This window comes from Aquimarina aggregata, assembly GCF_001632745.1.
Lineage (GTDB): Bacteria > Bacteroidota > Bacteroidia > Flavobacteriales > Flavobacteriaceae > Aquimarina > Aquimarina aggregata.
Genome location: NZ_LQRT01000004.1, coordinates 21859 through 47356, shown reverse-complemented (window position 1 = coordinate 47356; position 25498 = coordinate 21859). Strand labels below are relative to the sequence as shown.

At 32.1% G+C, this 25498-nt stretch carries 18 protein-coding genes; 11 read left to right on the top strand and 7 right to left on the bottom strand.

Features of this window, described 5'->3' with window-relative positions; all coding sequences use genetic code 11:
* Positions 1 to 71: 71 nt before the first annotated feature.
* Positions 72 to 2258, top strand: a complete 2187-nt coding sequence (locus AWE51_RS07550; protein WP_066311752.1) for a T9SS type B sorting domain-containing protein — start codon at positions 72 to 74, stop codon at positions 2256 to 2258.
* A 6-nt stretch (positions 2259 to 2264) separates the two neighbouring features.
* The gene (locus AWE51_RS07545) at positions 2265 to 3125 is read left to right on the top strand and encodes a DMT family transporter (protein ID WP_232517357.1); all 861 of its coding nucleotides are present in this window, start codon (positions 2265 to 2267) and stop codon (positions 3123 to 3125) included.
* A 47-nt stretch (positions 3126 to 3172) separates the two neighbouring features.
* Here AWE51_RS07545 and AWE51_RS07540 read toward each other — a convergent pair whose 3' ends face one another.
* Genes AWE51_RS07540 through panB form a run of 3 tightly spaced genes read right to left on the bottom strand, consistent with a single transcriptional unit; the run spans position 3173 to position 5422 of the window.
* On the bottom strand, positions 3173 to 3868 hold the full coding sequence (locus AWE51_RS07540) for an RluA family pseudouridine synthase (protein WP_066311748.1): 696 nt from the start codon (positions 3866 to 3868) through the stop codon (positions 3173 to 3175).
* A gap of 1 nt (position 3869) precedes the next feature.
* Positions 3870 to 4595 carry a hypothetical protein gene (locus tag AWE51_RS07535; RefSeq protein WP_066311747.1) on the bottom strand — a complete coding sequence of 242 codons (726 nt, stop codon included), beginning with the start codon at positions 4593 to 4595 and terminating at the stop codon, positions 3870 to 3872.
* Between the two features lie 8 nt (positions 4596 to 4603).
* A complete protein-coding gene (panB, locus tag AWE51_RS07530) occupies positions 4604 to 5422 on the bottom strand; it encodes a 3-methyl-2-oxobutanoate hydroxymethyltransferase (protein ID WP_066311743.1) in 819 nt (272 codons plus the stop codon).
* A 143-nt stretch (positions 5423 to 5565) separates the two neighbouring features.
* Here panB and AWE51_RS07525 point away from each other — a divergent pair, with 143 nt between their 5' ends.
* Positions 5566 to 6051, top strand: a complete 486-nt coding sequence (locus AWE51_RS07525) for a nuclear transport factor 2 family protein (protein ID WP_066311991.1) — start codon at positions 5566 to 5568, stop codon at positions 6049 to 6051.
* 52 nt (positions 6052 to 6103) lie between these two features.
* Here AWE51_RS07525 and AWE51_RS07520 read toward each other — a convergent pair whose 3' ends face one another.
* Complete coding sequence (locus AWE51_RS07520; protein WP_066311741.1) at positions 6104 to 7528, bottom strand: L-serine ammonia-lyase; 1425 nt, start codon at positions 7526 to 7528, stop codon at positions 6104 to 6106.
* A 230-nt stretch (positions 7529 to 7758) separates the two neighbouring features.
* On the opposite strand from AWE51_RS07520, the gene dnaK reads away from it, so the two are divergent.
* Positions 7759 to 9669, top strand: coding sequence for a molecular chaperone DnaK (gene dnaK, locus AWE51_RS07515; RefSeq protein WP_066311739.1), 1911 nt, complete (start codon positions 7759 to 7761; stop codon positions 9667 to 9669).
* A gap of 53 nt (positions 9670 to 9722) precedes the next feature.
* On the opposite strand, the gene AWE51_RS07510 is transcribed toward dnaK, so the two are convergent.
* The 3 genes from AWE51_RS07510 to AWE51_RS07500 are packed head-to-tail and all read right to left on the bottom strand — an operon-like array spanning position 9723 to position 12702.
* Positions 9723 to 10397 (bottom strand): DNA alkylation repair protein, encoded by a 675-nt coding sequence (locus AWE51_RS07510; RefSeq protein WP_066311989.1) that lies wholly within the window; start codon positions 10395 to 10397, stop codon positions 9723 to 9725.
* A gap of 1 nt (position 10398) precedes the next feature.
* On the bottom strand, positions 10399 to 12105 hold the full coding sequence (ggt, locus tag AWE51_RS07505; RefSeq protein ID WP_066311736.1) for a gamma-glutamyltransferase: 1707 nt from the start codon (positions 12103 to 12105) through the stop codon (positions 10399 to 10401).
* A 12-nt stretch (positions 12106 to 12117) separates the two neighbouring features.
* Positions 12118 to 12702: an acyl carrier protein phosphodiesterase gene (locus AWE51_RS07500; protein ID WP_066311728.1), complete on the bottom strand. Its 585-nt coding sequence runs from the start codon at positions 12700 to 12702 to the stop codon at positions 12118 to 12120.
* Positions 12703 to 12865: 163 nt separating this feature from the next.
* Here AWE51_RS07500 and AWE51_RS07495 point away from each other — a divergent pair, with 163 nt between their 5' ends.
* From AWE51_RS07495 to AWE51_RS07465, 7 genes are all read left to right on the top strand, one after another.
* Complete coding sequence (locus tag AWE51_RS07495; protein ID WP_232517356.1) at positions 12866 to 13789, top strand: SMP-30/gluconolactonase/LRE family protein; 924 nt, start codon at positions 12866 to 12868, stop codon at positions 13787 to 13789.
* 112 nt (positions 13790 to 13901) lie between these two features.
* The gene (glmM, locus tag AWE51_RS07490; RefSeq protein ID WP_066311726.1) at positions 13902 to 15290 is read left to right on the top strand and encodes a phosphoglucosamine mutase; all 1389 of its coding nucleotides are present in this window, start codon (positions 13902 to 13904) and stop codon (positions 15288 to 15290) included.
* 291 nt (positions 15291 to 15581) lie between these two features.
* A complete protein-coding gene (locus tag AWE51_RS07485; protein ID WP_066311723.1) occupies positions 15582 to 16460 on the top strand; it encodes a ParB N-terminal domain-containing protein in 879 nt (292 codons plus the stop codon).
* A gap of 838 nt (positions 16461 to 17298) precedes the next feature.
* On the top strand, positions 17299 to 19065 hold the full coding sequence (locus AWE51_RS07480; RefSeq protein WP_066311721.1) for a fatty acyl-AMP ligase: 1767 nt from the start codon (positions 17299 to 17301) through the stop codon (positions 19063 to 19065).
* A gap of 147 nt (positions 19066 to 19212) precedes the next feature.
* On the top strand, positions 19213 to 20994 hold the full coding sequence (locus AWE51_RS07475) for an acyl-CoA dehydrogenase family protein (protein ID WP_066311719.1): 1782 nt from the start codon (positions 19213 to 19215) through the stop codon (positions 20992 to 20994).
* A 15-nt stretch (positions 20995 to 21009) separates the two neighbouring features.
* Complete coding sequence (locus AWE51_RS07470; protein WP_066311718.1) at positions 21010 to 21288, top strand: acyl carrier protein; 279 nt, start codon at positions 21010 to 21012, stop codon at positions 21286 to 21288.
* A 110-nt stretch (positions 21289 to 21398) separates the two neighbouring features.
* A complete protein-coding gene (locus tag AWE51_RS07465; RefSeq protein ID WP_066311712.1) occupies positions 21399 to 25463 on the top strand; it encodes a non-ribosomal peptide synthetase in 4065 nt (1354 codons plus the stop codon).
* The last annotated feature ends 35 nt before the right edge of the window (positions 25464 to 25498 follow it).

Genomic DNA, 25498 nt, shown 5'->3' with positions numbered 1-25498 from the left:
TAGGGACTTTTATACTTAATGTGTTATTAAGCTATAGCAATTACTATGAAAATCTGTTAGATACAGAAAATATGAAAGTAAAAAGAATACTTGGTAATATCTTATTCATAACCTTAATGATTTTTACCAATATTGTTAAAGGACAAATTACCGTTGATGATCGTTCATTTACAGCGCAACAACTTATCGAGGATATTTTAATTGATAGTCCATGCGCTGTTGTAGAAAATATAGTATCTTCTACAGGCACTGCAGCTGGTTTTAATGGTATTGGATATTTTGAAGAAAATGGTTCTGGCTTTGAGATCGATAGAGGTATTGTATTAAGTACTGGGAACGCAAGAAGTGCTATTGGTCCTAATAACCCTGACACCACAGGAGAAGGAGATGGTACTGGATGGAGAGGAGACGCTGACTTAACTCGAATTACAAGCACTCCAAATTTGTTTAATGCATCTTTTATTCAGTTTGAATTTGTTCCAGCAATCGATTTTATAAGTTTTGATTTTTTATTTGCTTCAGACGAATATGTTGGTACTTTTCCTTGTACTTTTTCTGATGTTTTTGCTTTTATTCTTACAGATTCTTCTGGGAATTCAAGGAACTTGGCTGTTTTACCAGGTACAACGATTCCTATTAGAGTAACTACTGTTCATGATGGGGTTGATTTAAATATGGATGGAGATTACATAGATACATTTGTTGATTCAGCAGAATGCCCTCCTACAAACGAAGAATTTTTTAATACCAGAAATTTAATAGGCTCAAATTCACCTATAAATTTTAATGGATATACTAAAGTGTTAAAAGCATCGGGAAATGTTATACCTAATGAGCGATATACTATAAAATTAGTAATAGCAGATAATATTGATGGTAATTTTGATTCTGCTGTATTTTTATCTGCAGGTAGTTTTAATATCGGTGGAGATTTAGGAGAAGATAGAACTATTGCAAACGGTAATCCGGGATGTATAGGAGATTCGATTATCCTGAATGCTAATGTTGGATCAGGATCTACTTATGTTTGGATGAGAAATGGCATTCCATTGGTCCCAGAAGATGGAACCACAATATTAGATGGAGGCGCAAAATTAGAAGTTACACAAAATGGGACGTATACTGTTGGTATTGATATTTCAGGTAAATGTAGGGCATCAGATTCTGTAATAGTTGAGTTTGTTGCTTCCCCAGAAATTATAAATGCACCAGTAGATATTAATTCTTGTAACCCAGAGGGAAATACGACAACGGTATTTGATCTTACTAGAAATTCTAGTGTCGTACTAGGGGCACAAGACCCTTCATTGGTAAATATTTCTTATCATTTAAATGAAAACGATGCAAAGAATTATACAGGATTAAGTACAGATAATGTAATAGATAATCCCGGAGCATATACGAATACAAGTGCAAATCAGACCATTTGGATTAGAATAGCAGAACTTAATCAAAAATGTTATGAAATAGCTTCGTTTAAAATTTCAGTATTTCCTGTCGAGCCATTTCAAATAGAAAATGAATATTTAAGATGTTTAGAACGGGATGGCACATTAATCAATTTAAAACCTACAAATACTATCGACCTCAATCTAGATCCAACAATATATGATTTTCAATGGTATACAGGTATTCAACCTATTACAGGAAATGAGATTATCGGAGAAACAAGTAGTTCATTTCTACCACTTACTGCGGGAGATTATACAGTTTTAGTTACAAATAAAACTATTGGATGTACGCTACCTAAGACTATTAAAGTTATAGACTCTTATCCTCCCGAAAGTGTTACTGCAGAACTTATTTCAGGAGCATTTTCTAATAATGGTACAATTGAAGTTACAGTTACAGGTTTAGGAGCGTATGAATATAGAATTGATAATAGCGATTGGCAAGAAGCAGCAGTATTTACTAAAGTTTCAAAAGGAGAACATACAATAACAGTAAGAGATAAAGGAGAGTGTAATGAACTATCTACCACTATAAGTTTAACATCTGATTATCCTGAGTATTTTACACCAAATGGAGATGGTTTTCATGATCTTTGGCAGATTAAGGATACTAAAAATATTACAATTTCAGAGGTTTTAATTTTTGATCGATATGGTAAATTACTTGTAAATCTTGGACCGAAAGGAAACTGGGACGGTACTTTTAACGGAAAACCATTGCCATCTAATGATTATTGGTTTAAAGTTTTATATAGAGAAAATGAAGAATTTAAAGAATTTAAAGCTAATTTTACACTCTTAAGATAGATACCATTGCCAAAGAATAATCACCACCTTAAGAATATTTTAGAGTTAAATATAGCAATGCTCCTTATTAGTACTTCGGGAGCGTTAGGAAGGTACATAGATATGCCTGTACCTGTAATTATAGGTTTTAGAGCAATTTTTGCAGGAGCATTACTTTTTGCTTTTTGTAAATGGAAAAAAAATTCGTTTCAGATAGGGAGTAAGGATAGGGCTACAATTATATTAAGTGGTATCCTAATGGGATTACATTGGATTACATATTTTTATGCCTTGAAGTTGTCTAATGTTGCAATAGGTATGTTGTCGATCTTTACGTATCCAGTAATTACAGCTTTGCTAGAACCTATTTTATTGAAAACAAAATTTCAAAAAATACATATACTATTAACTCTTTTAGTATTAATAGGAATATACTTTTTAGTACCTGACTTAGATTTTAGTAATACATATACAAAAGCAGTTGTTTTAGGAATAATTTCTGCGGTATGTTATTCACTTCGTAATCTTATTATGAAAACAAAAGTAAGTAGTTATAACGGTTCTGTACTAATGTGGTATCAATTGGTAGTAGTGAGTACTATTCTTTTGCCGTTTATATTTTTTATGGATAGTTCTGGTATCACTTCACAATGGTTCCCTACTTTGATGCTGGCGTTATTAACCACGGCAATCGGTCACACATTGTTTTTGGGTAGTTTTAAAAAGTTTTCAATCACTACGGCAAGTATTATAAGTAGCATACAACCAATATACGGTATTATTATTGGTATGATTTTTTTAGGCGAAATACCTGAAATTTCAACTATAATTGGTGGAGTTTTGATTTTAACTTCGGTGGTCATAGAAAGTGTACGGGCATACAGATAAAACGAGATGCTCATTTTATACCTTTAAGAAATGCTAAATTCTTTTTATTAAATACAAGCTTTCCAAATAGGATCAATAGGAGGGGGCGCTATAATGTGAATAGGTTCTTTTTTTACAGGATGTATAAGTTTAAGTTCTCTGGCATGTAGATGTATACTACCATCTTTATTACTGCGTTGTGCTCCATATTTTAAATCTCCTTTTATAAAAGACCCAATAGTAGAGAGTTGTGATCGTATTTGATGATGTCTTCCTGTATGAAGTGCGATTTCAAGTAAAAAGTAACGCTCTAGTTTTTTCAATAGTTTATAGTCTAGTATAGCCTTCTTACTATCAGAAACTTCATTTTTATGAGCGTATGATTTATTTTGTTTTGGATTGCGTTTTAGCCAATGTACTAGAGTGTCTTTGTCTTTAGGAGGTTGGTTTTTTACAATTGCCCAATATGTCTTTTTTGCTTCTTTATCAGCAAACAATTTATTTAATCTAGGTAAGGCTTTACTAGTTCTTGCAAACAATACTATTCCACTAGTGGGGCGGTCTAATCTATGAACTACGCCAAGATAAACGGCGCCAGGTTTATTATATTTTTCGGCAATATATTCTTTAACAACATCGCTTAAAGGTTTATCTCCTGTTTTGTCCCCTTGTACAATATCTCCAGGTCTTTTATTTACAACAATAATATGATTGTCTTCATAAAGGACTTGAAGGTTAGCTTTAGTCGAGATAATTTTAGACATTTTAAGATTCCTCTAATATGTTATCATTTAATGGCTTTTGTGTATGTTTCAAAATCCATTCTAATGTATTTGTATTTACAGTATTTGGGGCGTTAATTTTAATAATAACAATATCATTAAACATGAGTTGAATTTGGTGATCTGATTTTTCAATAGTAAGTGAAGACACATCACCTTCGATAGTTTTTTTACCGATATCAAAAGGCTTTTTAAAATAAAAAGTAGCGTTATTCACTTTAAATTCAAACCCAAGATACTCGATAAATCTGCTAAGACCATTAATAATCATTTTTATTCCGGATAACCCAATCGTTATTAAAAGAATACCCATAAAAAAAGAAAATAAGTTGAGCTTTTCTTCGCCAATAAAAAGATAAGAAATGTTACCTAGACCTATGATACCGATAATAAAAAAAATAAGACCAACAATGATGGCCAAAATATCAATAAGTAACCCTTTTAAAGATCTTTGGATTTCAAAAACTGTATCACCAGATTGTCGAATTGTAAGTCCTAGGTTTCCTAAATACTTAAAATCTCGTATTTCTTTTTGTTCAAGATCTATATCCCTTACTAAATCATCAAACAAAGACGGGTGTTCTATATCGTTAATAGTTCGACTTAAAAACTCTTTTTTAAGTTCTTTTTTAGCAATAAAAGACAATTTGGTATGTCTTGATAAAGTAGTTTGTAATTCTTTATCAGTAAATTTAGAATATAAACCCATATATTTTTTTAATACTGCTCACTATCATTAGGAAAATCAACAGCCTTTACATCTGTAACATATTGTTTAAATGCATTAGTCATTTCGGTATACAAATCGAGGTAACGTCTTAAAAAACGTGGATTAAATTCGTGTGTCATTCCTAGCATGTCATGTGTTACCAATACTTGTCCGTCAACACCATTTCCAGCACCAATTCCTATAATTGGAATAGTTAAGCTTTCTGCAACTTCTTTAGCCAATTTGGCAGGGACTTTCTCTAATACTATAGCAAAACATCCTGCTTTCTCTAGCATTAAGGCATCTTCTTTTAGTTTTTGAGCTTCTGCTTCTTCTTTTGCTCTTACTGTATATGTACCAAACTTATATATAGATTGCGGAGTAAGACCTAGATGTCCCATAACTGGGATACCTGCATTAAGAATTCTTTTTATAGATTCTTTAATTTCTTTACCACCTTCTAATTTTACTGCATGTCCACCTGATTCTTTCATAATTCGTATCGCAGATCGAAGTGCTTCTTTTGGATCACTTTGATAACTACCAAAAGGTAAATCAACAACGATTAGAGCTCTGTGAATCGCTCTAATAACAGAAGAAGCATGATAAATCATTTGATCTAAAGTAATTGGTAAAGTAGTTTCATGACCAGCCATTACATTAGATGCAGAATCCCCAACAAGAATTACATCAACGCCTGCACCATCTACAATCTTAGCCATTGTATAATCATAAGCTGTGAGCATGGATATTTTTTCTCCATTAGCTTTCATTTCCACAAGGGACTTTACGGTAACGCGTTTGTAATCTTTTTTTGCTGTAGACATTTGAAATAATTTTTTGAGATGTAAAAGTAATCATTTACCAATATCGTAACAAGTGTATACCATTTTTGATGCTTTTTTATTTTAAAGAAATAAAAAATGATAATATGAAAACCTTATTTTTGATAAAATCAAAAAACAATATTATGTATAAGCTATATATATCTGCAGTATGTATTTTTTTATGTTCATTTAGTGTTAATGCCCAAAAAGATGGTTCAAAAGATGAAGTATCACGATATAAAGAAGAGGTAAAGCAAACTATTTTGAACTTTTTTGAAGGTTTTCATGAAGGTGATACATCCAAAATAAAAAAAACTATAGATCATAATATTGCTATGCAAACTATAGCAAAAAACAAAGAAGGTAAATTAAGAACAGTACAAACAGATGTAAAAAAGTTTCTTGATGTAATACATAATCGACCTGCTGATCAGCGTTGGGATGAACGATTACTACTTTTTAAAATAGATACAGATAGTGGTATTGCTAATGCCTGGACACCATATGAGTTTTATGTAAATGATAAATTTAGTCATTGCGGAGTTAATGTTTTTCAATTATTTAATGATGGAAATTCTTGGAAAATAATTGCTATTGCCGATACTAGAAATAAAGAAGGCTGTAAATAATTTTACGTTAAATTGTTGTTTGAATATAAATATGACTAAACGTGAATGTTGTTTAACAATCACTTAAACTTACTTTAACGGCGAGACCACCTTCGCTTGTTTCTTTGTACTTTGTATTCATATCCAGAGCAGTTTCCCACATAGTTGCAATAACTTTATCTAAAGGTACTTTGGCATTTGCAGCATCGGTATCCAGTGCCATTTCGCAGGCGTTTATAGCTTTAATCGCTCCCATAGCATTACGTTCTATACAAGGTATTTGTACTAGACCGCCGATTGGATCGCAGGTTAAGCCTAAATGATGCTCCATTGCTATTTCACTAGCCATAAGAACTTGTTCAGGAGTTCCCCCCATTAGTTCTGTTAATGCTCCTGCTGCCATTGCAGAAGAAACACCAATTTCAGCTTGACAACCACCCATCGCGGCAGATATTGTGGCACCTTTTTTAAACAAACTACCAATCTCTCCGGCAACTAACATAAATTGTTTTACATCGTCAAAATTAGCATCGTGATTTTCGATAACCATATAATACATCATTACTGCCGGAATAACACCTGCACTGCCATTAGTTGGAGCTGTTACAACTCTTCCTAATGATGCATTTACTTCGTTTACAGCCAGAGCAAAACAAGAAACCCATTTTAAAATCTGACGAAATTTCACTTCGGTGTCACGAATAGATTCTATCCATTCTGTTGGGTTGGTATATGTAGTGGTACCTATAAGTTTCTTATGAGTGTCAAATGCTCTACGTCTTACATTAAGACCCCCAGGCAATGTTCCCTCTGTATGACAACCTGTATACATAGATGAAAGCATAACATCCCAGATTTTTGTTATTCTTTCATCAATTTCAGAATCACTTCTTAAAGAACGTTCATTTTCAAGAACTATTTCTGATATTTTTTTGTTTTTGGCAGTACAATATTCTAATAAATCTGTGGCTTTTTGAATAGGAAGAGGAAAACATTCAAAAGCTTCTAGTTTTTTTTCTTTTCTTTTTCGTTCCTCTTTTACTACAAAACCGCCTCCAATAGAGTAGTATGAAGATGAAATTTGCTGACCATCATTTAATATAGCATGAAATGTCATTCCGTTAGGATGAAATTCTTTAAATTTTGAATTAAAATTGATTTGAGACTCAGGATCAAAAGAAACCGCTAACTCATTATTAAATTGAAGTTGTTTTGAATTCTTGATGGTATCGATTATCGAACTAATTTGGGATACATCTATAGTTTGCGGATCATAACCACATAATCCTAAAATAACTGCAATATCAGTAGCATGTCCCTTGCCCGTAAGAGATAATGAACCATAGAGATCAACTGAAATTGTATCAACAGATGTAAAGGTGTTGTTGCTTTTTAGTTCGGCGATCCATCTTCGACCGGCTCGCCAAGGGCCTAAAGTATGTGAACTAGAGGGGCCAACTCCTATTTTGAGCATATCAAAAATACTGATACATTCCATAATTCGTAATTAGTCAATAAATTTATGGGTTAAATATAGTTTTTTGATAATAAAGAAACTTACTTTTTGTGAAATACTTAGAAAGTATTTTAAAGAGCATTAGTATCATTGTTTTTAGAATGGTTAAAGAAATCATAATGACATCCTGTCATATAAAAAGCAATGGCATAATCATTGACTTAAGAGAATTAAATTATTATGAACAGTAGTATAACAATTTATTATAAAAGATGAGTAAAATAATAGGAATAGACTTAGGGACAACCAACTCTTGTGTTTCTGTAATGGAAGGTAATGAGCCTGTAGTAATCCCTAATGCCGAAGGTAAAAGAACAACTCCTTCAGTAATTGCTTTTGTAGAAGGTGGAGAAATTAAAGTAGGAGATCCTGCAAAGCGTCAGGCGGTTACGAATCCAACTAAGACTATCTCTTCTATAAAGAGATTTATGGGAAATAAATTTTCTGAATCAGCTAAAGAAGCAGAAAGAGCTGCTTACAAAGTTGTAAAAGGAGATAACGATACACCTCGTGTTGATATTGATGGTCGTCTATATACACCACAAGAATTATCTGCTATGACACTTCAGAAAATGAAGAAAACAGCAGAAGATTATCTTGGACAAGATGTATCTAGAGCAGTAATTACTGTACCAGCATACTTTAATGATGCGCAACGTCAAGCGACTAAAGAAGCAGGAGAAATTGCAGGACTTAAAGTAGAACGTATAATCAATGAACCTACTGCCGCAGCATTGGCATATGGTCTAGATAAAAAAGGTACTGATCAAAAAATCGTAGTATTTGATTTTGGTGGAGGTACTCATGATGTATCTATCCTAGAATTAGGAGACGGTGTATTTGAAGTATTATCAACAGACGGTGATACACACTTAGGAGGTGATGATGTAGATCAAAAAATTATAGATTGGTTAGCAGAAGAATTTAAGACAGATGAAAACATGGACTTACGTAAAGATCCAATGGCCTTACAACGTCTTAAAGAAGCTGCAGAAAAAGCTAAAATAGAATTGTCATCTTCTGCACAAACTGAAATTAATTTACCATATGTTACTGCTACAGCTAGCGGACCTAAACACTTGGTAAGAACTCTATCAAAAGCTAAATTTGATCAATTAATTGATGATTTAGTAAAGCGTACTGTAGAACCATGTCGTACAGCTCTTAAAGCAGCTGGATTATCAACTAGTGATATAGACGAAATTATTTTAGTAGGAGGGTCTACTCGTATACCAGCTGTACAAGAAGCTGTAGAAAAATTCTTTGGAAAAGCACCAAGTAAAGGGGTGAATCCAGATGAAGTAGTAGCAGTAGGAGCAGCAATACAAGGAGGAGTACTGACAGGAGATGTTAAAGATGTATTGTTATTAGATGTTACGCCTCTTTCTTTAGGAATAGAGACTATGGGTAATGTAATGACAAAGCTTATTGAAGCTAACACAACTATCCCTACTAAGAAATCACAGGTATTCTCTACAGCAGCAGATAATCAGCCATCAGTTGAAATCCATGTATTACAAGGAGAACGTCCTATGGCGGCAGATAATAAAACAATTGGTCGTTTCCACTTAGATGGTATTCCACCAGCGCAAAGAGGTACGCCACAGATTGAAGTTACTTTTGATATTGATGCAAATGGTATCATTAAAGTATCTGCTACAGATAAAGCAACTAATAAGTCTCAAGATATTCGCATCGAAGCTTCTTCAGGATTAACAGAAGAAGAAATCGAGAAAATGAAGCAAGAAGCAGAGGCTAATGCTGAAGCAGATAAAGCGGCAAAAGAAACTGCAGACAAGTTGAATGAAGCTGATGGAATGATTTTCCAGACAGAAAAGCAGTTGACAGAGTTTGGCGATAAAATTTCTGAAGATAATAAGAAACCTGTTGAAGAAGCTTTAGAAGAATTAAAGAAAGCTTATGAAACTAAGGATCTTGCTATTATACAACCAGCACTTGATAAGATCAATGAAGCTTGGAAAGCTGCTAGTGAAGAAATGTATAAAGCACAGGCTGAAGCACAACAAAATGGACAACCAGGACCTGATGCAGGTGCAGACCAAACAGGCGGTGGTTCTGAAGGTAGTGATGTAGAAGATGTTGACTTTGAAGAAGTAAAGTAACATTTACAACATATAGATTAAAAAATGCGCAGTATTACTGCGCATTTTTTTATTTACTTAATCCTCTTTAAAGCTTCTTTATTTGATAAAGGTTTAAGTCCCGCAGTCGAAACGAACTGAAGAACCTCTTCAGGATTTACTTTTGAATATTCCCGTAGTGCCCATCCAATTGCTTTTTTAATAAAAAATTCGTTAGAATATTTGTGGTTATCACATAGAGAAAACAACAATTTTGAATCAGTCTTTTCCTTATACCCAAGCTGAAATAAAATAGCACTTCTGTTTAACCACATATTCTTTGAAGAAGAAAATTGAGAAGTTACAATAGCGACCTGATTTGGAAACTGAAGAAGATAATTCCCTAAAATATGTTTTGCAATAAAATCAACAGAATCCCACCAAGAGTTTGTTATGATTAATTTTTGAATAAAGTCTATATCTGTTAGTTCATACTTCTTTTTAAGAAAACGATCTATAAGTTCTATAGCGCAATAATGTAATTCTCGTTGGGGTTTTTGGTATAGTATCTCTGTTATCTCAATAACTTTTTTTCTTGTTAGTTCAGTTTTAAAACTAGTAATAGTTTCTTTCAAAATTGCTTTTCTGATAGGAGCTTTTACTCCATATAATTTGAAAATATTTTTCAAATATTTTTCCATAGCAAAAGCTGTATCCGCATCTGCATTATTTTCAAATTTTAATATTAACTCAGAAATAAAATTCATCATCTTAAAATCCAACAGCTGTATCATCACCACGTCTATCTGCACCTCCTTCTAGGGTGCCATCGGGTAATACAAGAATGCCATCAACCTTACCAATAATTTTAGAGGTTTCTTCATCAATTTTGTATCCTTTTTGCCTTAAACTGTCCAGAATAGCAGTATCAAATAAGTTGGGTTCAAAAACAACTACATCTGGCAGCCATTGATGATGAAATCTAGGTGCATTTACGGCATCTTGCATCGTCATACCAAATTCTTTTACATTAAGTATGGTTTGTAAAACAGAAGTGATGATAGTTGAACCACCTGGAGTTCCTACAGACATCCAAAATTTTCCTTCTTTTTCAACTATAGTAGGTGTCATAGAGCTAAGCATTCTTTTTTCGGGTGCTATAGCATTGGCTTCGGCACCAATTAACCCAAACATATTAGGAACTCCGGGTTTGGCACTAAAGTCATCCATTTCATTATTTAGAAAGGTTCCTATTTCTGGGGCATATAGTTTTGAGCCATAAGCTCCGTTAAGTGTTATAGTAACCGAAATAGCATTTCCAAATTGATCGACAATAGAGTAGTGAGTCGTTTCATCGCTTTCATATCCAGGAATCATACCGCAATTTATAGCAGAAGATAATGTTGCTTTTTCAAAGCTAAAATCTGCCATTCGTTCTTGTAAATATGGTTCTCCTATTAATGTATCTATTGGTATTTTAGTAAAATCGGGATCACCAAGATAAAAACTACGATCTGCATAAGCTCTGCGTTCGGCTTCTGTAATTACCTGAATAGTTTTTGTTTGGTTATGCCCGTATTTGGAGAGATCATACGGTTCTATCATTTTCATGATTTGGGCGAGACAAACTCCTCCGCTAGAAGGAGGCGACATAGATATAATAGAAAGGTCGTTATACGTAAAACGTACTGGTTCTCGCCATTTTGCTTCATATTTAGCTAAATCTTCCATGGTGATAATCCCACCATATTCCTGTACTCGATTTACAAGTTTTTTTCCAGTTTCACCTGTATAAAACTCAGATGCACCATTTTTAATAATGCGTTCTAAAGTAATAGCGAGTTGTTTATTTTTTAAAGTATCTCCTGTATTAAAGGAATTCGCAAACAGTATAGTATCTTTATTTACTTCAATAAAAAGGTCTTTAAAATGATCAAAACGTAGTTTTTGCTTTTCGGTGATAACGAAACCACGGTTTGCTAATGCAACTACTGGGGTTAAAATTTCTTCTATAGGTAATGTTCCAAATTTTTTGTGCACCGCAAAAATTCCGGCAATTGTTCCAGGTACCCCAATGGCTAAAGCACCTACCTGACTTTTTTCAGAAACAACTTCACCATTTTCATCCAGATACATGTCTTTTGTAGCTGCTAGAGGTGCTTTTTCTCTGTAATCTAATGCTCCAGTTTCTCCATCTGCTTTGCGATACACCATAAAACCACCACCACCTAGGCTACCAGCAAAGGGGTATGCAACCGCAAGTGCCATTTCTGTTGCAACCATGGCATCAAAAGCATTGCCTCCTTTTTTCATAATCTCGGTCCCAATCTTAGATGCTTCTTCTCGTGCAGATACTACCATAGCTTTCTGTGTGATATTACCACGTAATGGTGTGTAGGTAGAAAGTGCTTTTTCAGGAGTTTTTTTACAGGAAATAAAGAGTAAAATAGTAAGTAAGAAATAGACTGTATATTTCATTTGTATAGAGAATTAAAGTTTTGACATTTCGTCTTTGGTGTAGTGTTCAAGCTGCTTAAAAAAAGAATGAAATTCTGAATTAAAGTCCTCATAATAACTTTCGAGTTCTACAACAGCTAGATGCATCTTAGATTTATTTTTTGTCCTTCTATTCATGCCAGCCAATACATCTCCAATTCCCGAAACTGTTGCATAACTAAGTAACCAATTATCTTGGATCATATAGGGAAGAAAATTTTGAATTCGTTTAGGTAAAATATCATAGTTTTCTTCTAATAGCTTATAAAAACCTAAAGTATATTCTTTAAGCGGAATGTTGGAATACTCACTCCAATTTGCAGCCAAAAAATGATCATAAAGGATATCAACAATTACAGAACTGTAGTGGCCGTATTTTGGGAATAACCTTGATACACTTTGTCGTACAATAGCATTTGTATCTGTATAAAAGTCAATTTTACGATGTAATGTGATGCCTTGACTAATGCGTTCAGGATAGTCTAGATACTTTTTTCCTTTTACAGAATCGGCTATAAAATTGCCTATTTTAAGTTCTGGATCATCACCAGAAAGATAGATATGGGCTAAAAAATTCATTGTGTTAAAATACGAGTTTTTTTAATTATACATTCTACTTTATTGCTGTTTATAGTTCTATTACAGTCATTGATATAAAAAAAATGTTTTTCGTGGTTTAAGATTCTATTTTTGAGAGGATAACTGAAAAATGTATGAAACATAATCTTATTTATACGCTAGCATGACAAAAATTAGATATTGTCATCTTGTATATGTACTTCAAGTAGTTGTAAATGTTATTGTTGTAAAATATATGTTGTTGGTTTTTATGTTATGTCTCTTTTTGTATTCGTATACTGTAATTAATGAAAGTTCGGACTTTACAGATGAGGGAACATTCACGAGTGGAATTGAAGGACCAGCTACAGATGATTCAGGAAACATTTATGCTGTTAATTTTGATACGGAAGGAACTATAGGAAAAGTAACACCAAACGGAATAACTTCTATTTTTTTAGAACTCCCTAACGGAAGTATAGGAAACGGAATACGATTTGGAAGTAAAGGAGACATGTATATCGCAGATTACAAAAATCACAATGTATTAAAGGTTGATATGAAAACGAAAGTAATAGACGTTTTTGCACATGATTCTAGTGCTAATCAACCCAACGATATAGCAATAGGAAACAATAATGTTATTTATGCCAGTGATCCTAATTGGTCTAATAATACTGGGAATCTTTGGAAAGTAACTAAAGAAAAAGGATTCGAATTGCTCGAAGGAAATATGGGCACAACTAATGGAATAGCAATGAGTCCAGATGGAGAAAAGCTTTATGTGAATGAATCTGTTCAAAGAAAAGTATGGGTTTACGATATAAATGAAAGAGGTAGGTTATCAAATAAAAAATTATTCTTTTCATTTAATAAGTATGGTTTAGACGGAATGAGATGTGATGAAACAGGAAATCTTTATATATGTCGTTATGAAAAAGGTACTGTTGTCGTATTATCTGAAGAAGGAGATTTACTAAAAGAATTTAGACTTAAAGGAAAAAAACCAACAAATATTACGTTTAGTAATGATTTTAAATTGTTTTATGTTACCGTTGCAGATAGAGGCAATATTGAAGTAGTAAGAAATACATTACAAGCGATGTAAAAGCTTAAAAAAGAACCTCTTTCTTTTCAAGATTTTATAGTACATTAAATTGTACCAGTTCATTGTATCTTGTACATTTGTTTAAAATTGAAACAAATCAAGGAAGATATATATGACATTAATAAAATCAATTTCAGGAATTAGAGGTACAATTGGAGGATCTGTAGGTGAAAATTTAACACCTATAGATACGGTTAAATTTGCTTCCGCTTATGGTAGTTGGTTAAAAACAGATACAAATAGTGACCATCCTACTGTAGTAGTTGGTAGAGATGCCCGAATTTCTGGTTCGATGGTACAACAATTAGTTATGAATAGCCTAATTGGGTTGGGGATAAATGTAATTGATCTTGGACTTTCTACAACGCCAACGGTAGAAGTTGCAGTTACTTTAGAAAAAGCCGACGGAGGAATTATTCTTACCGCTAGTCACAATCCAAAACAATGGAATGCTTTGAAACTTTTGAATAATAAAGGAGAGTTTTTGAATGCAGAGAATGGAAAGAAAATCCTTGAAATAGCAGAAAACGATGCATATACATTTGCTGAAGTCGATGACTTGGGAAGTATTACTATAAATGACACCTATATAGACAAACACGTAGATGAAGTTTTAAACTTATCTCTTGTGGATGTAGATGTTGTTAAAAATGCAGGTTTTAAAGTAGTTGTAGATGCAGTTAATTCTACAGGAGGAATCGCAATCCCTAAATTACTTAAAAAAATGGGGGTTGACGTAGTTGAATTGTATTGCGACCCAACAGGTCATTTTCCGCATAATCCAGAGCCCCTAAAGGAACATCTTACCGATTTGTCTGAACTAGTGGTAAAAGAAAAAGCAGATTTCGGTTTAACAGTAGATCCAGATGTAGACAGATTAGCATTTATGAGTGAAGATGGTGAGATGTTTGGAGAAGAATATACTTTAGTAGCTTGTGCTGATTTTGTACTAGGAAAAACTCCAGGAAATACTGTTTCTAACTTATCTTCGAGCAGGGCATTAAGAGATGTCACTCAAAAACATAATGGAGTTTATGAAGCAAGTGCCGTTGGAGAAGTAAATGTAGTAGAAAAAATGAAAGCAAATAAAGCGATCATAGGGGGAGAAGGTAATGGAGGGATTATTTATCCAGAATCCCATTACGGAAGAGACTCTCTCGTAGGAGTCGCATTATTTTTAACACATTTGGCAGAGAAAAAGTGCAAGGTAAGTGAATTAAGAAATAGTTATCCATCTTATTTCATGAGTAAAAATAAAGTGCAACTTACACCTGGATTAGATGTAGATGCAATTTTAGAAGGTTTTCATGAAAAAAATAAGACAGAAGAAGTTTCTACTGTTGACGGAGTTAAAGTAGATTTCTCTGATTGTTGGGTACACTTGCGTAAGAGTAATACAGAACCTATCATTAGAATTTATACTGAAGCATTGAGTCAAGAAAAAGCAGATCAACTTGCAGCAGAAACTATTACTACGTTAAAGAATATTGCGGGTATTTAAACTGTAGTACTTTACCGTATATTAGGTAAAATATAGCAAACAGTCCATTCATTTCTATTAGTTACATAAATGAATGGACTGTTTTTTATTTCAATAGTATTGTTTTTTACTTGTATTTATGAATTTGTTTTATGAATAATTCTAAACATCATTCTCTTTTCTAAAATATTTTTAGCTTCATACTCTTGGCATTAGAAATGTCTTTTTTTGTTTTGGATCAAATAGAAGTGTATTTTGTACATGATGAATTTCGTATATTTGAAAACCTCTAAAAACAGTTAGTCTATTACCATGAAAAAAATAAGGATCATACAAGAATTAAAAGAACATATTGTTCCCTTATCCAAAGAAGAATATCATTTATTGAGTGAAAGTATAATTTCTGAAGGATGTAGAGAAGCTTTGTTGGTATGGGAAAAAGATGATGACCTTATTCTTATCGATGGGCATAACAGGTATCAAATTTGTACCGACCATAATATTAAGTATAAGACTAAAAAAATGATTTTTTCTAGCATTGAAGATGTCAAATTTTGGATGCTTAATAATCAACTTGGTAGAAGAAACCTTAACCCAGATCAGTTAAGTTATTATAGAGGCTTAAAATATTGTTTTACCAAAAAAAGTAGAGGAGGATATGCAAATGTAGAATCAAAGGGTCAAATTGAACTTTCGACTTCAAAATTATTGTCTAAAGAATTTAATGTTAGCGAAAGTACAATTAAACGCGATGAAAAATATACCATGGCTCTTAATTTAATAGGGGATACAAACCCTAAACTCAAACTACAAATATTGATGGGTGAGATCAGAATGAAAAAATCTGACCTAGCGGTATTATTACAAGCCCAATCTGTTGACGATTGGATTATTGTTAATGAATCAGATTTAAGACACAAAATTAAAATTACTAAAGAAGATTTAGAAAGAAAAAAAAGCATTTCCGAATTTGATAAAATCGATACTTCATCTTCATATGAATTGGTCAATGGTGTCGATACATTATTCTTAGATCAAGACAGTAGACTTAATTTGATTAAAGGTAAAATATTATCAGCTGTTAATTCACTTATTAAGAACAGAGATAAGAATTCATTAAAATTGCTAAAAAAGCAGATAAATAAATTAGAATTAGAAATACTACATACTAAAGAATTAAAAAAACACTAATAATTTCAAATAACTTGATTTCAGTGTGTTATTTATTAGTTGTCTACCTACTGTTTACCTTTTTTAACAATTTATTATTTCAAGTCTACTTATTGTAGACCTTAGTTATGTCTAGAATTTATCAATATTATCTATTTTTGAGCCCCCAAATAATAGTCTTTAATAACACTATTATCTTTAAAATGATGTAAGTACAGTTTGTATTTTTTGTAATACGTAACTATATACATAAATTTAAATTCAAATATTCCTTATGAAAATTTCGAATTTATAATTTAAAAGATATAATAAATCAATTATGTTTATTTAACGTTTATTTAAAAGCCCAGTTGCATTTCGTTAAATTTTAATTATTCATATTTGCAGTGTAATAAAGTACAAATATCCCCTCATATATAGTCGTCATAAGAGTAAATTTATTTAAATTTTTAAAGCTAAACCTGTTTAGTTTTGAAAAATAGAGAAACGCTGGAATAATGTCAATAATTAATAATTAAATCACTTTTTGTGATCTTACTTATTAGTTAAATAGTTGGCTAATTCTAGAGTTTTAAAACAGAAATATATTATTTTATTTTAAAATATAATTTATGTGAACCTATGTAATAACAATCAATTAGAGCATTTTTAAGTAGCCTAGTGAAATGCAATGAAATAGTTATGACTTAAATAATATTTAATTTTATCTCGTAATTAAAAAATGATAGTTGATCTTTTTGTATTGAAAACAATTTATACTTGGGGTATAAATGAGTTCATCAGAATAAACAGGAATATATTCTTATAATATGAGAAGGTCGATTTATTAAAGAAAATTAATACTCTTAAAACCTTTTAAATGGAAACAAAAAATTTTAAATCAATCGCAGAGATCTTGTACTGTAGGGGTGAAATCGAAGCGAACAAAGTAGCTATTACTTTTTTACAATCAAAAGACAAGAAAGAAGAAATCACGTATGGTGAATTGTCAAATAGGGCAAAAGCTATAGCAAAGCAACTTAAACAAAAATTAAGTTTTGGAGATAGAGCTCTTTTACTTTATCCTCCTGGACTAGAATATATAAGTACTTTTTTTGGATGTCTTTATGCAGGTGTAATTCCTGTACCAGCTTATCCGCCAGATAGCAGAAATACAGAAAGATTGTTAATGATTATTAAGGATTCTGAAGCAAAATATGCGTTAAGTACATCTCCTGTTATAGAATATGTAAATTCACTGGTTGGAAAAAACATTTCTAATGACAACAGAAAAGAAGGAATGGACTGTTTAAATAACATAGGTTGGATAGCCACCGATTTAATAGATTCTTCTAGTACAATAGCATATGATACAAATGAATTAACTCCAAATGATATTGTTTTTTTACAGTATACATCTGGTTCGACTGGAAACCCTAAAGGAGTTATTTTGAACAATGAAAATCTTCTTGATAATTTAGAGGTAGCTCGAGAATCGTTTGGGTTTTATCCAGATACATATATGGTAAGTTGGTTACCTCCTTATCATGATATGGGATTAATAGGAGGTATATTGCAACCGCTATATAGCGGTATTGGATTAACGTCTATGGCACCGATGACATTTCTTAAAAATCCTTTTATATGGTTAGAAGAAATATCTAAAAGAAAAGAAAAAGGAGGTGTAATAAGTGGTGCTCCAGATTTTGCATACCAATTATGTACAAGAAAAATAACCGATGATAAATTAGAGTTATTAGATTTAAGTAACTGGAAAGTGGCTTTTAGTGGAGCAGAACCGGTGAGAGAAAATACATTAATTGATTTTAATGAAAAGTTTAAGGCATCTAATTTTAAACCAGAGTCATTTTTTCCAGTATATGGTCTTGCAGAAGCAACACTATTAGTTTCTTCAGGAAAAACACAAGTAAATCCAAAAATTATTAGTGTAGACAAAGAGGTTTTAAAAGATCAAATAGTAAAAGTTCTTGATAAAGATAATAATGATGAAAGCTTATCTTTTGTGTCATGCGGTACCAAAGAAGATGGTCATGAAATAAGAATAGTAGATCCTGAAACGCTAACATTATCTGATGATTTAACTATTGGGGAAATCTGGATTAAAAGCCCAAGTGTAGCTGTAGGATATTGGGGAAAAGAAGATTTAACAGAAGAAATGTTTCATGCGTTTGTAAAAGATACTGGTGAAGGACCATTTTTTAGAACTGGAGATCTTGGGTTTATGATAGATGAAAATTTATATATTTCAGGAAGACATAAAGATTTGATAATTATTCGAGGTAAAAATTATTACCCTCAAGATATAGAACATACAGTACAAAAAACTCATGAATCATTAAGACCAGGATGTGGCTCTGCTTTTGCAATAGAAAATGAAGATGGAGAAGCGCTTATTGTTGTGCAAGAAGTGAAGCGAGAATTTAGAAGAAAAGTTGATGTAGACGAAGTTACAAATGCGATATGTATGGCAGTGTCTAAAGAATACCAAGTACAGGTAAAAGATGTTGTATTAATAGAGCCATCTTCGTTTCCTAAAACTACCAGTGGAAAATTACAAAGATTGGCTTCAAAAGATATGTATTTAAAAAATAACTTACAGCCCGTAAAAGCAACTTTAGTATGCTAATAACTAATTAATCGTACCAAATACGTAAGATTAATTCGATTTATTTTTAAACTTCATAAACATTGACAAAATAGGTATTCATAAATGATACCCGGTTAATGTATTGATGAATGTTTGATTGATTATCTAACTAAATTAAGAAAGAATATGTCTGTAGATATAATTAAAATACAAAAATCAATAATTTTTGATAGACTTGCTATTGTAGAAGAGTTGGAACAATTTCTAGAGAGCCCTTTTGATGAATCATCAGCAATTTCATTTAAAAAATCAGCCGAACTTGATGAAAATGAAATATTTCCTCATCAAGAAATTAAAGAATTACATAAGTGGAGATATAATGAATATTATATTCCCGAAGAATTTGGTGGAAAACTAAAATCTTTCGAAGAGTTATTATTTCTTACAAGAATGATTTCTAGAAGAGACTTATCTATTTCGATTACCGATGCGCATACGCTCTTAGGATCACTTCCAGTTTGGATTGCTGGATCAGAAGAACAAAAAGAAGAGTTAGCCGAAGCGATAAGAAATAGTAGATCTGCTTGCCTTGCAGTAACAGAAAGATCTCATGGAAGTGATCTTAATTCGAATGGGGTATATGCAGTGCAGTCAGATGATGAAGTGTATCATTTGACAGGAGAAAAATGGCCAATTAATAAAGCTACATTGACCGATATCTTATGTGTTTTAGCAAAAACTAATGATAAGAAAGATTCAAGAAGCTTATCTATTTTAATGGTAGATAAAGAAAAACTAACACCTGATACCTTTTCGTATCGTCCAAAGATCAATACACTTGGCATTAAAGGATGTGATATAAGTGGTATTGTATTCGATAATGCAGTACTACCAAAAAATGCACTTGTTGGAAAAGAAGGTGCAGGTCTTGAAATAACATTAAAAGGATTTCAAATAACAAGAACTCTTTGTGCCGGTTTATCTCTTGGTGCAGCTGATACGGCATTAAGAACTACACTGAATTTTGTCTTAAAAAGACAATTATACGGAAAAACTGTTTTTGATATACAACATTCAAGACATACATTAGCCAAATCATTTATTGATATTTTAAGTTGTGATTGTCTAGCTATTGCTTCATCAAGAGGGTTACATGAGATAACTTCTCAATTTAGCGTGTGGTCAGCAATTGTAAAAAATTATATACCACAAAAAGTAGAACAAAGTATACAAGAATTATCTGTTATTTTAGGGTCAAGATTTTACTTTAGGAATGATCATGACTATGGCGTTTTTCAAAAAATGATGAGAGACAACTCTATTATTAGCTTATTTGATGGTAGTACAATTATTAACAAGCATTCTTTATCACTTCAACTTAAATTTTTAGCAAAAAAGAGAGCAAAAAGTAGAGGTATAGATTTAGAAGAGAAATTAGAAAAGATTTTTTCTCTAAATAAAGATGTTAGCAATATCAATTTTGATAAACTAGACCTTTTTAGCAAAGGAAATAATATAGTGCTACAAGGTATAGAGTTTGCGCTTTCTAAATTAGGAAACTTAAAAGGAAAAAGTAATGTTTCTCCTAAGACATTATCCGAAATCCTTAACTTAACAATAGATCTTATTAGTAATTTAATGGATCTTGAGAATAAAGTAGATAAATTACCTGTAGTAGAATCAGGACACAATCTTGAAACCGAATATTTTGATCTTGCTCAGGATTATTGTCAATTGCATACAGCGGCTACCTCAGTATTTATGTGGATATATAATCAAGAAGAATTAGGACCATATTTTGCAAAAGGTGAATGGCTGGTCCTTGCTTTACAGAGAACTCTGGACTCTTTTACAATTTATAAGAAAGAACTAGATAAAGAATATCTAGAAAATACAGCAAAACATTTATTAGAATTACATCAAGAAGGTAAGTTATTTTCTATAACACCTTTTCAACTTTCAAATTAATTAAAAACAAAAAAAATGTCAGAAAAAACTGAAACTATAGAAGTGGGGGCAAAAAATACTTCTATAATTGAAATGGAAAATTGGTTAATCAATAAAGTGGCAGAACATTTAAGTATGGATAGTGAAAAGATTTCTGTTCATGAAGAACTGGTGCTATATGGTTTAGACTCTATGAGTGCTATTATGATTTCTGGAGATATAGAAGAAAAACTTAATATAGAATTACCTTCTACTACACTATGGGATTATCCAACAATAGATGCAATTATGTCGTTTCTTAAAGATAAAATTTAATAAGAAACACCATAACCAATTATTAAGAATTTAAGAAAGTAACCAAAACAACTAGTATATATTTTCTTTTTTATTCTTAAGGCTTACCATATTCTTAAAACTAAAAAATAATGAAAACTGATTTTAACATAGATCAAAATACATCTCAATCATATCCACTATCCAAAGAACAAGAAGGATTGTGGTTTTTACAACAACTAGACCCAGATATTTCGGCTTATAATGTCGTTTTTGGTGGGAAAATAGAAGGACATCTAGATATTCAAACTCTTGAACGTACATTTAATTTTTTAATTGAACGTCATGATGTTTTAAACACAACATTTGAAACAATTGAAGGTAAACCGTATCAAAATTTTGAAAAAAATATTGTTAAAGGGTTTGATATTCAATTAAATACAGGTGTGTCTGATATAGAAGAAATAGTAAAATGTATTGATAAGGATACAAAAAAACCATTTAATCTTAGTACAGATAGGTTAATTAGAGCAAATTTATATCAAAAAAATGATCAACAGCATATATTGGTGGTAACGGCACATCATATCGCTATTGATCTATGGGGATTGGCTATATTACTTAATGAGCTAAGATTAATGTATACGGCATTTAAGACTAATGAGACTCCACAATTAAAACCAATAACAGCTAATTTCAGAAACCATGTAAATGATCAAAAAGCACTCTTGTTTTCTGAAAAAGGAGATAGTTTATTAACCTATTGGAAAGAAAAATTATCGGGAGAATTGCCGGTATTAGACTTTCCAATAGACAAAGTGAGGCCAAAATTATTAACTTATAATGGCAAAGTAGAACGATTTTCTTTAGACCAAGAATTAAGCAATGAGCTTGTAGAGTTGGCTAAACAAGAAAGTGTAACGCTTTACATGTTGTTATTAGGAGCATACAGAATTCTTTTACAGCGCTACACAAATCAAGAAGATATTTTAATAGGAGTTCCTGTTGCTGGTAGAGGTAAAAAAGAAACAAGAAATATCATAGGTAATTTTGTAAACACCATTGTATTAAGATCTTCTTTAGATACATCTAGAAACTTTTCTGATTTTGTAAAAGATATTCGTAAGGATATAATCGATGGGATGAAACATCAGGAATATCCTTTTTCAGAACTTGTAAAGGAACTACTTCCTGATAGAGATCCTGCAAGATCTCCTTTAATTCAGACCGCATTTGCTTGGGAGAGATTACCTGTTTTAGATGATGTTATGGCATCTTTAGGAACAAGTCAAGATTCGTTATTAGATATAGAGTTGTTTGATGTTGATCAACAAGAAGGACAGTTTGAGATAAGTCTTGAAATGGGGAATGAAGTCGATGGAGAATTACATGGATTATTTAAATATAATACAGATTTATTATCTAGTGAAACTGTGGTTCAGGTAATCCAACATTTTAAAAACCTACTACGATCGATAGTAAAAAATCCAGAATTATCTATAGCTAAACTCCCAATATTACAGGATGCCGAACAAGAAGAGATCCTAAATATTTGGCAGGAAAAACCACAAGAGTTTCCTAAGTTTAATACGTTACATCAAGGATTTGAAGCAATGGTTGTTAAAAACCCAAATGCCATTGCCGCAGTGTATGACAATACCGAAATAACCTATGATGAATTAAATAAAAAAGCAAATGCTCTTGCTCATCATTTAAAAAGCCTGGGAGCTAAAAAAGGGACATTAATAGGACTTTGTGTGGATAGATCTATCGAAGTACTTGTAGGAATAATGGGGATTTTAAAATCTGGCGGAGCATACGTTCCATTAGACCCTAAAAACCCAAAAGAACGATTAGAACTAATTATTGATGATGCTAAGACTCCTATAATAATAACGCAAGGAAAAGAAAAAATAGCAATAGTAGATGATCAAATTGAAATAGTTGATTTAGACATGGATTGGCCATTAATAGAAACCAATTCAGATGAAAATTTAGATCTGGTTACAGGAAAAGATGAATTAGCATATGTAATTTATACATCTGGCTCTACAGGAAAACCAAAAGGAGTATTAAATACACACCATAATGTATTACGTCTCTTTACTGCTACGGATCATTGGTATAAATTTAGTGAGAACGATGTATGGACTTTGTTTCATACCTATGCTTTTGATGTTAGTGTTTGGGAAATATGGGGAGCACTATTATATGGCGGTAAACTAGCTGTTGTTTCTTATGAAGTAAGCAGAACACCAGAGTTGTTTTATGATCTACTTGTAGATAAAAAAGTAACCGTATTAAGTCAAACACCTTCGGCATTTAAACAACTTATAGAGTATGAAGTATCTTTGGCAGCACCAAAAGATTTATCACTGTCATATGTTGTTTTTGGGGGAGAAGCTTTAGATATACCTGCCTTAAAGCCATGGGTAGAAAGACACGGGGATCAATCCCCTAAGCTTATAAATATGTACGGTATTACAGAAACTACTGTACATACAACATATAGAGAAATAGTAAAAGAAGACCTATTATCACCAAAAAGTATGGTAGGACAGCCAATTACTGATATGAAAATTCATTTATTAGATGGTGAATTAAACCCTGTACCATACGGAGTTACAGGAGAGATTTATGTTGGGGGAGAAGGATTAGCTGTAAAATATCTAAATAGAGAAGAACTCACCGCAGAAAGGTTTATAAAAGACCCTTATAGTACTGATGCGAATGCACGATTGTATAAAAGTGGAGATTTGGCACAACTTTATAAAAATGGAGATTTAAAGTATATAGGAAGAGCAGATACTCAAGTAAAAATTCGAGGCTTCAGAATTGAACTTGGTGAAATCCAAACATTATTAACAGCACATCCTAGTATTAAAAATGCAGTAGTAACAACAAAAAATATAAATGATAATGATATACGAATTGTAGCTTACTACAGCATAGAAGAAGAGAAAGAAGTTACTGATAAGGACTTGAGAAATTATTTAGTAAACAGATTACCGGATTACATGATACCATCGATTTTTATGGAAATGGAATCATTTGCACTTACTATTAATGGAAAAATAGATTACAGAAAACTTCCTATGCCCGAAATTAAAAGAGATGATGTTGAATTGATCTTACCACGAGATGTAGTTGAATTAGAATTACAGAAGATTTGGGAAAAAACTCTTAAAATTTCACCTATCGGTGTGAAAGATGATTTTTTTCAACTAGGAGGACATTCAATGTTAGCCGTGAGTATAATGAGTGATATTAAACTATTATTTGGTGATAGTTTTGCAATTTCTGTTTTGTTTCAATACCCAACAATCGAAAAATTAGGTGAAATAATCCGTGAAAAGAAAGAGATCGCCAAAGGTTCACCTCTTGTACGTTTACAAAAAGGAAAATCAGATAAACACCCAGTATTTTGTATTCACCCAATAGGAGGTAACGTTTTTTGTTATTCACCAATGGTAGAATCTATTAAAGATGAATATGAAATTTATGGTTTACAAGTGCCTTATTTATACGAAGATGGTACACCTCATATTACAGTAGAAGATATTGCAACGGATTATATTGATAACATTAAATCGGTTCAGGAAGAAGGACCCTACCATTTAGTTGGGTATTGTTTTGGAGGATTAATCGCTACAGAAATTGCACATCAGTTAAAAGAACAAGGAGACCAGATTGGGACACTAAACTTATTAGATACACGATCCCCATTGTATGATGATGCAGAAGAGTTTGATGATGCTATTCTTTTATCATGGTTTGCAAGAGATCTTGCATTACCATATGGTAAAACACTTACGATATCTCCAGAAGAGTTAAGAGAATGTGAATCTGTAGATAAAATGTTTGAACTTGTGCTATCTCGTGCAAAAAATGAACATATCGTAACAGATGATATTAATCAAGATCAAATGAGACGATATCTTGATGTGTATATCTCTAATGGAACCGCATTATCACTATACGAAGCTAAACCATACAACGGACGGATAAATTTATTAAGAGCAGTACATGAACCACTTATAGAACAAATAGGTATTAACCTAGGGTGGGATCGTTGCGAAGTTAAAGATCTTAAGGTTTACGATGTACCAGGTAATCATAATACTATGATGTATAATCCAAATGCAATTGTACTAGCAGGAACGCTTCAAAAGGTACTAGCAGAGTATAAAGAAGTTGAAACGGCGGTATTACTATAAATGGTAATAACTAAATAAAAAAAACAATAGCTCGT